Origin of the sequence: Photobacterium sp. GB-50 (genome assembly GCF_003026755.1) — a bacterium.
Classification (GTDB): domain Bacteria; phylum Pseudomonadota; class Gammaproteobacteria; order Enterobacterales; family Vibrionaceae; genus Photobacterium.
Genome location: NZ_PYNX01000030.1, coordinates 21755 through 27890 on the forward strand (window position 1 = coordinate 21755; position 6136 = coordinate 27890).

At 41.8% G+C, this 6136-nt stretch carries 7 protein-coding genes; 6 read left to right on the forward strand and 1 reads right to left on the reverse strand.

The genetic code is table 11. The features are described from left to right. Positions 1-99 precede the first annotated feature (99 nt). Positions 100-807, forward strand: coding sequence for a S24 family peptidase (locus tag C9J41_RS20710; protein WP_107294968.1), 708 nt, complete (start codon positions 100-102; stop codon positions 805-807). After that, complete coding sequence (locus C9J41_RS20715; protein WP_107294969.1) at positions 804-2084, forward strand: Y-family DNA polymerase; 1281 nt, start codon at positions 804-806, stop codon at positions 2082-2084. The genes C9J41_RS20710 and C9J41_RS20715 overlap by 4 nt, the downstream gene beginning before the upstream one ends. Positions 2085-2251: 167 nt before the next feature. Here the strand turns inward: C9J41_RS20715 and C9J41_RS20720 are convergent, their stop codons facing one another. Beyond that, positions 2252-2569, reverse strand: a complete 318-nt coding sequence (locus C9J41_RS20720) for a hypothetical protein (protein WP_107291496.1) — start codon at positions 2567-2569, stop codon at positions 2252-2254. Positions 2570-3292: 723 nt separating this feature from the next. Here C9J41_RS20720 and C9J41_RS20730 point away from each other — a divergent pair. The 4 genes from C9J41_RS20730 (at position 3293) to C9J41_RS22190 (ending at position 5844) form a co-directional block, all read left to right on the forward strand. Continuing rightward, positions 3293-3535, forward strand: a complete 243-nt coding sequence (locus C9J41_RS20730; protein ID WP_045085049.1) for a hypothetical protein — start codon at positions 3293-3295, stop codon at positions 3533-3535. Between the two features lie 239 nt (positions 3536-3774). Then, the gene (locus C9J41_RS20735; RefSeq protein ID WP_107294970.1) at positions 3775-4926 is read left to right on the forward strand and encodes an iron-containing alcohol dehydrogenase; all 1152 of its coding nucleotides are present in this window, start codon (positions 3775-3777) and stop codon (positions 4924-4926) included. A gap of 127 nt (positions 4927-5053) precedes the next feature. Continuing rightward, complete coding sequence (locus C9J41_RS20740; RefSeq protein WP_107208032.1) at positions 5054-5317, forward strand: hypothetical protein; 264 nt, start codon at positions 5054-5056, stop codon at positions 5315-5317. Between the two features lie 383 nt (positions 5318-5700). Next, positions 5701-5844: a type II secretion system protein gene (locus tag C9J41_RS22190; RefSeq protein WP_107247338.1), complete on the forward strand. Its 144-nt coding sequence runs from the start codon at positions 5701-5703 to the stop codon at positions 5842-5844. Positions 5845-6136: the final 292 nt, after the last annotated feature.

The window sequence follows — 6136 nt, forward strand, 5'->3', positions numbered from 1 at the left end:
TACAGTGACTCATTCACACACCAGACACGATACTTCCCACCTTGCCACCTACCCAAAACCCCTCTAAAATAACTGTACATATATACAGTATACTTAACCATGATTACACTTAACACTTACGTACAGGCGGGGATCACCGGCTTTGAAAACCCCACTATTCGCTTTCGTAAAAAATCGCTAAACCTACAAACCATGTTTGTTCACAGCCATTCATCTATGCGGTTAATGGGCGCCGATAACACCTACAAAAAGCTAGGGATCGCCAAAGGGGATTGGCTACTCGTAGACAGTGCCTTACAGCCCCTAAATAGCGACCTTGTTGTATTTGAGCAACACGGTGACAACCACATCGCACGTTGGAACCTGTTATGCCAACACATTGCCGCATCAGGCAAAGAGTGGGACGACTTACACGTAATAGGCGTGATCACTCTTTCCATCCATCACTTCAGAAAACCGCCGTTATTACCATGGCACCATGACTTAACCGAACTCGATCTACACCAACTGGTGATCACCCAAGAGCATTCCACCATCTTGTGCCGTGCGGCTGGGCTTTCCATGCTGCCGTACATTTGGGACCACGACATACTGATATTAGAGCGCCACCTAAACCCTGAGAACGAAGACGTTATCGTGCTTTCATTAAACAACGATCTTGTCGTAAAACGCGTAAATCTACACAGCAGAACCCTGTATTCAGATAACCCCAGTTTTCAGCCACACCCAATAAACCAAGACGACTACACCCGCTTACATGGCGTGGTGCGTTACAGCCTGCGATTACACCGCCCTGTTACCTTATGATTTGCTTACTTGATGGCACCCGCTTTTACGCCGAATCTTGCATTACTTACAAGCCCGCCTTGAGAAACACCCCGTTATTGGTAACAGCAGGCCAAGGGATTTCCATTGCCGCTAACCGTGCTTGCACAAACATCGGGATTTCAAAATTCACCCCAATATGGGAAGAGATAGACCGCCTACGGGTACATAAAGGCATTGTGTATAAAGCCAACTTCAACACCTTTTCTCACCACTCAGATCGCTTTATGACAGCCCTTGAAAAGCACATACAAGGTGCCCGTTCGATGCGCTACAGCGTAGATGAAGTGTTTTACGATGTTAGCCACCTGTACCGCATTAACGTCGATCTGAATGAACACGTACAAGCCCTACGCAAAGCCATTTACAAAGAAACCGGTGTACCGACAGGCGCTGGTGTAGGCAAAACCCTGACCTTGGCCAAAGTCGCCTCGTGGGCGGCGAAGAACTGCCAACCCTACCAGGGACAATGTGTATTAATAAGCGAGAAAGAAACTGATGCGGTTTTAAAACAAATGCCCGTAGGTAAACTTTGGAACATAGGCAGACAACTGAATAAACACCTGACACAAGAAGGTATTTTAACCGCCTACCAACTAAAACAGTGCGACACCAAAACCTATCACAAACGTTATTCCATCAACGTGGCTAACGTGATTTCAGAACTTAATGGCATCGCCTGTTTAGACATTTCCGTTGAGCGAGAAAAGAAAAAACAGATATGGTCTACCGCTTCTTACCGTGATCGCCTACACCACCGAGACGACCTTTTTGCCGAATTAGCCCACCACTGCGCCGAAGTGATGCGCAAAATACGCGACCAAAAAAGCGAGATGAAAACCCTTTCCGTATTTGTCAGCACCTCAAAATACGACCGTTGCCCGCCGTTTTATCGCCGTGGTGAACTGACACTCGAAAACGGCCTAACCGATACCAGTTTTGCCCTGCAACAACTGCGCGCCTTATTCGATGATTTGATCCCCGACAACCTTGCCAAGCAACCCATATACAAAGTGGGCGTAGGCGCTCCAAGCCTGATTGATGCCGAAGTAAAACAGTTCGAGCTATTTAACCGCTTTGATAACAAAGACACCTTAAACAACACCCTAGACCAATTAAGCGATCGCTTTGGTAAAGGCGTGATCGGTTTTGCTTGCCAGCAACGCACCTACCACGAACGACAGGGAGAAATAGAAATGTTAGAGCTAGAGAATTACTACACCGACATTAAAGACATTGTGGTAGTGAAGTGTGTTTAGTGGAAAAAAATGAATTAGCCTGAGAGTTGAAGATAGACCACCTATAAAGTGGTTAGCCATATCGGACACCTGTCCGATTTGGTTTTGTTAACCCATTATACCAAATACAAAAAACCGCCATGATGAATGATGATGCGGTTTTTTAACGTAATCAGAATGTATGCGTACTATGCTAAACCATTACCAATGTTTCTACGGGATACAGCAAAAGACACTCTTTTAAATAGTTCAAAAAGCTCGGTAATACTAACATCAAACTCTGACATTTTTGGCTCTTTACCTTTCTGAGTTAGATTCAAATACGTATCTTTTCCATAATAAAGGCATACAGTTAAATTCGTTACTTTAAAACCTAATATATGATCACTGCTCTCTATGTACCCGTGTTTTAAAGCATATTCTCTTAAATAAAGTTCATCTGCGTCATCTAGAGCAATTGAACCTGTCCATTCATTTTCTTGAGTTGAAGCTATTATCTTATCCATTTTAAAATCCAAGTATTAAATGTTTATAGCCTAACCATACAACCTAGCCAAAACACCGTCAAGCCCTTGTTTTTAAATGATTTATTATAAAAATCTATTACAAGATTTTATTGTAAAGATTTATTGTAATGAATATTTATAACACTCCCTGTTGTTTAAATACTTTAGACTAATTAAAAAATCGCTTTAAACGATTTTTAGCTAAAAAAGACTGTATTTAACATATTTTATCTATCGCGCACTACAAAAGAACATTACACACAAGAACAGGGCGTTAAGCCCTGTTTTTGCATCATTCAAGCATCACTTGTGGCTAAAATACCGCATTTAATATTTGTTAAAGACGCAACAAATCACAGTAAAAGCAATTCGCCCCGACATTGCTACCAACACGACAAAACTAACCTTCTTTTACCACTATCGCTATTGTCGCCCTGCTATACCCTAACTTCTGCTGTATCTCTGAATAACTCCGGCCAAGGCTCAACTACTCCCGACTATCTTGATGCAGGGGTTCATTCACACGGCGCCCACGATACTTACCTTTCGCTTTTGCTCTCCCTTCTTTTCTTACCTTTATCTTGTGCCCTTTTTAATTATTACCAATTGGTAATAATCTTTTGTGTTTTTATTGTATTGTTGTTTTTGGTGTAATTATCAATAATACATCCATCGAAACGCACAACGCGTTCACAAACATAAAGACACAAGGTTTTATTACTCATGAAAACAGTTATTAAAGCAACTATCGCAGCCGCTATCATCGCTATGTCTTACAACGCTTCAGCAAAAGATGGTGCGTTCACAGGTAATGTTCAATTTCAAAAAGCAGCGGCTAGCACTATGAATGCGGCGCACTACCAAAAACAAGGTACTGCAGAGCGTTCACACTCAGGTGTGGTATTCACACAATCAGCATCACAACTTACTTTTGCTGAAAAGCTACTGTCTGCTGCTGATAAATAAGCCGCTGATATCGGCAAGTAACATCCCATTTTAATTATTACGTTTACGTAATAGTGGTTAACTTTTCATTTTATTGTTTATTTCCGGTAAGTGAGCTGTTGTTAGCATCAACACCAACAACAACCATTAAGATTTGGCGCTGATAACACTCACTTTGCTATTCACACTCTGTAAAAATTCCGGCTTATGGCACATGCGGTAAGCCAACATAAATTACTTAATATTATCGGAGCTTTATTATGAGCAATGTCTTCTACATGCCACCTGTAACACTAATGGGCCCTAACGCTATTCAATCTTTAGGTGCTGAACTTGCCTCAAAAGAGCTGAAAAAAGCCCTTATCGTGACAGACAGTGTATTAGTTGAAGTGGGTTTAGTGAGCAAACTAACTGACGAGCTTACTGCGCACGGCCTTGATTACACTATTTACGATGGTGTGCAACCTAACCCAACTGAGAAAAACATTGAAGATGGCCTAGCGCTACTTGCAAGCAGCCATTCTGATTTTGTGATTTCATTCGGTGGTGGTTCTTCACACGATACTGCTAAAGGTATCGCACTTGTGGCAGCGAACGGTGGTCATATTCGTGATTACTCGAAAGGTGTACACCTTTCTAAAAAGCCACAGCTTCCATTGGTAACCGTAAACACAACTGCTGGTACCGCTTCAGAAATGACAGTGTTTGCAATCATCACTAACCAAGAAGATGAAACCAAATACCCAGTGGTTGATAAGCACTTCACGCCAATTATTGCAGTGAACGATTCAGAGCTAATGGTCGCAATGCCTAAGTTCCTAACGGCTGCAACCGGTATGGATGCATTAACCCACGCCGTTGAAGCGTATGTTTCAACAGCAGCGACACCTATTACTGATGCATCTGCCATTAAAGCGATTGAGCTGATTGTAAACAACCTAGAAACCGCTGTTAACGACGGTGAAAACCGCGCAGCACGTGATGCAATGCAGTACGGCGAGTACCTTGCTGGGATGGCATTTTCAAATGCCTCTTTAGGTTACGTTCACTCAATGGCGCACCAATTAGGTGGTGTTTACGACCTGGCTCACGGCCTATGTAACGCGATTCTATTGGCAGAAGTTTCACGCTTTAATGCCAAACAAGTACCAGAGCGTTTTGTTGATATTGCGAAAGCAATGGGTATCGACACAGCAGCAATGACTCAAGATCAAGCAGTAAATGCAGCCCTTGAAGCAATTGATGCACTCTCTGAAAAAGTGGGTACTAAGCAACGCCTAGCTGATTTGGGTGTGACTGAAGACAAGCTAGCGTTCATGGCGCAAAACGCCCTAAACGATGCATGTTCTTTAACGAACCCACGCAAAGCGAGCCTAGAAGAAATCGTAGCGATCTTTAAAGCACGCATGTAATTAGCAACAGCTATAAAAAGGCTGGGAGATCCCAGCCTTTTTTATAACGAATAACGACATTAACGAAAAAGCTAACCGCAGAGCAACGCTGGCTTTTTGTTAACTCATCTATTCCGAGGGTAAATAAATGACAGAAAATATTATCGTTGAGATCAGTAATCACAGAAGTTCGCCAAAGAAAGTCTCTGTAAAAGCGTATTGTAATGACAATCAGAAATTACCAAGTGCAGTGATCATTTCATTAGAACAATATGAATCTGCCGGATTAACTCAATCTTTGACTCAGCTTCTTAATAAGAGCAAAAGCCAAAACATTATTGATAAGTGCAAAGCCTTACTTAGCTATATTGCCGATGGTGCAACCATTCGAATGAATTGCTATAGCAGATAAAAAGACCGCCTTGATGAGCGGTCTTTCCGTGTATTCACAAGCAACACACCAACCCTAACTCTCTTTTACTACCCTCGCTATTGTCGCCCTGCTACACCCTAACTTCTCTTTTTCTCTAAGTAACTACCTCAAAATCCAGCGCGAACTCAATTAAATCCAAAGTAACAGATATTTCAGTAGTAATGATTATTGCCTGTATTGGGGTTAGCCACATAACAGGAAGCGGCAATTTTAGCCCATTCTTTTTCGATTGGGGTGGCTATTACGATAACGGATTAATTGATGCCGCCGAGTGGAAAACCAACCGCTTCAAACTAATTTAAATTACGTAACTTACTTAACTTATGCAATTTACATAACTTACGTAAAATGGATTTAATACAATGAAAATTAAAGGATTTACCTTACTTGAATCAATCATCACCATTAGCATGTTAAGCATATTGATCGCCATGGCAGCTACGCAACAATCCGTATTGATAAACAAGACGGCCATCCTGATTTTAACAACAGCTTTGCGACAGTAAATTGAATCACGTTCGAGAAAGAAACCGGCAAAGCCCTAACGATGCAAATGACATGGATGGGCCGTTTATATCAATGTGGTGTTGAGGGGGAGTGGTATGGGGCAGAGGGGTGTTGATACAAAAAAGGCCGCCTAAGCGACCTTTCAAATTTGGTACATGTAACGGACGGGTGTTATATAAAATAAACGTTCATTCACTTTGTTTATCATGTACGACCAATTGCTTAATTGGAAACACTGCGTCATAAATAACATTATAAAAATATGAGAAAAACAGATAAAAGACAACTAAC

Coding starts and splice junctions, on each gene's coding strand:
- C9J41_RS20710 (WP_107294968.1), top strand. CDS start 100: ATGATTACACTTAACACTTACGTACAGGCGGGGATCACCGGCTTTGAA.
- C9J41_RS20720 (WP_107291496.1), bottom strand. CDS start 2,569: ATGGATAAGATAATAGCTTCAACTCAAGAAAATGAATGGACAGGTTCA.
- C9J41_RS22190 (WP_107247338.1), top strand. CDS start 5,701: ATGAAAATTAAAGGATTTACCTTACTTGAATCAATCATCACCATTAGC.
- C9J41_RS20715 (WP_107294969.1), top strand. CDS start 804: ATGATTTGCTTACTTGATGGCACCCGCTTTTACGCCGAATCTTGCATT.
- C9J41_RS20740 (WP_107208032.1), top strand. CDS start 5,054: ATGACAGAAAATATTATCGTTGAGATCAGTAATCACAGAAGTTCGCCA.
- C9J41_RS20735 (WP_107294970.1), top strand. CDS start 3,775: ATGAGCAATGTCTTCTACATGCCACCTGTAACACTAATGGGCCCTAAC.
- C9J41_RS20730 (WP_045085049.1), top strand. CDS start 3,293: ATGAAAACAGTTATTAAAGCAACTATCGCAGCCGCTATCATCGCTATG.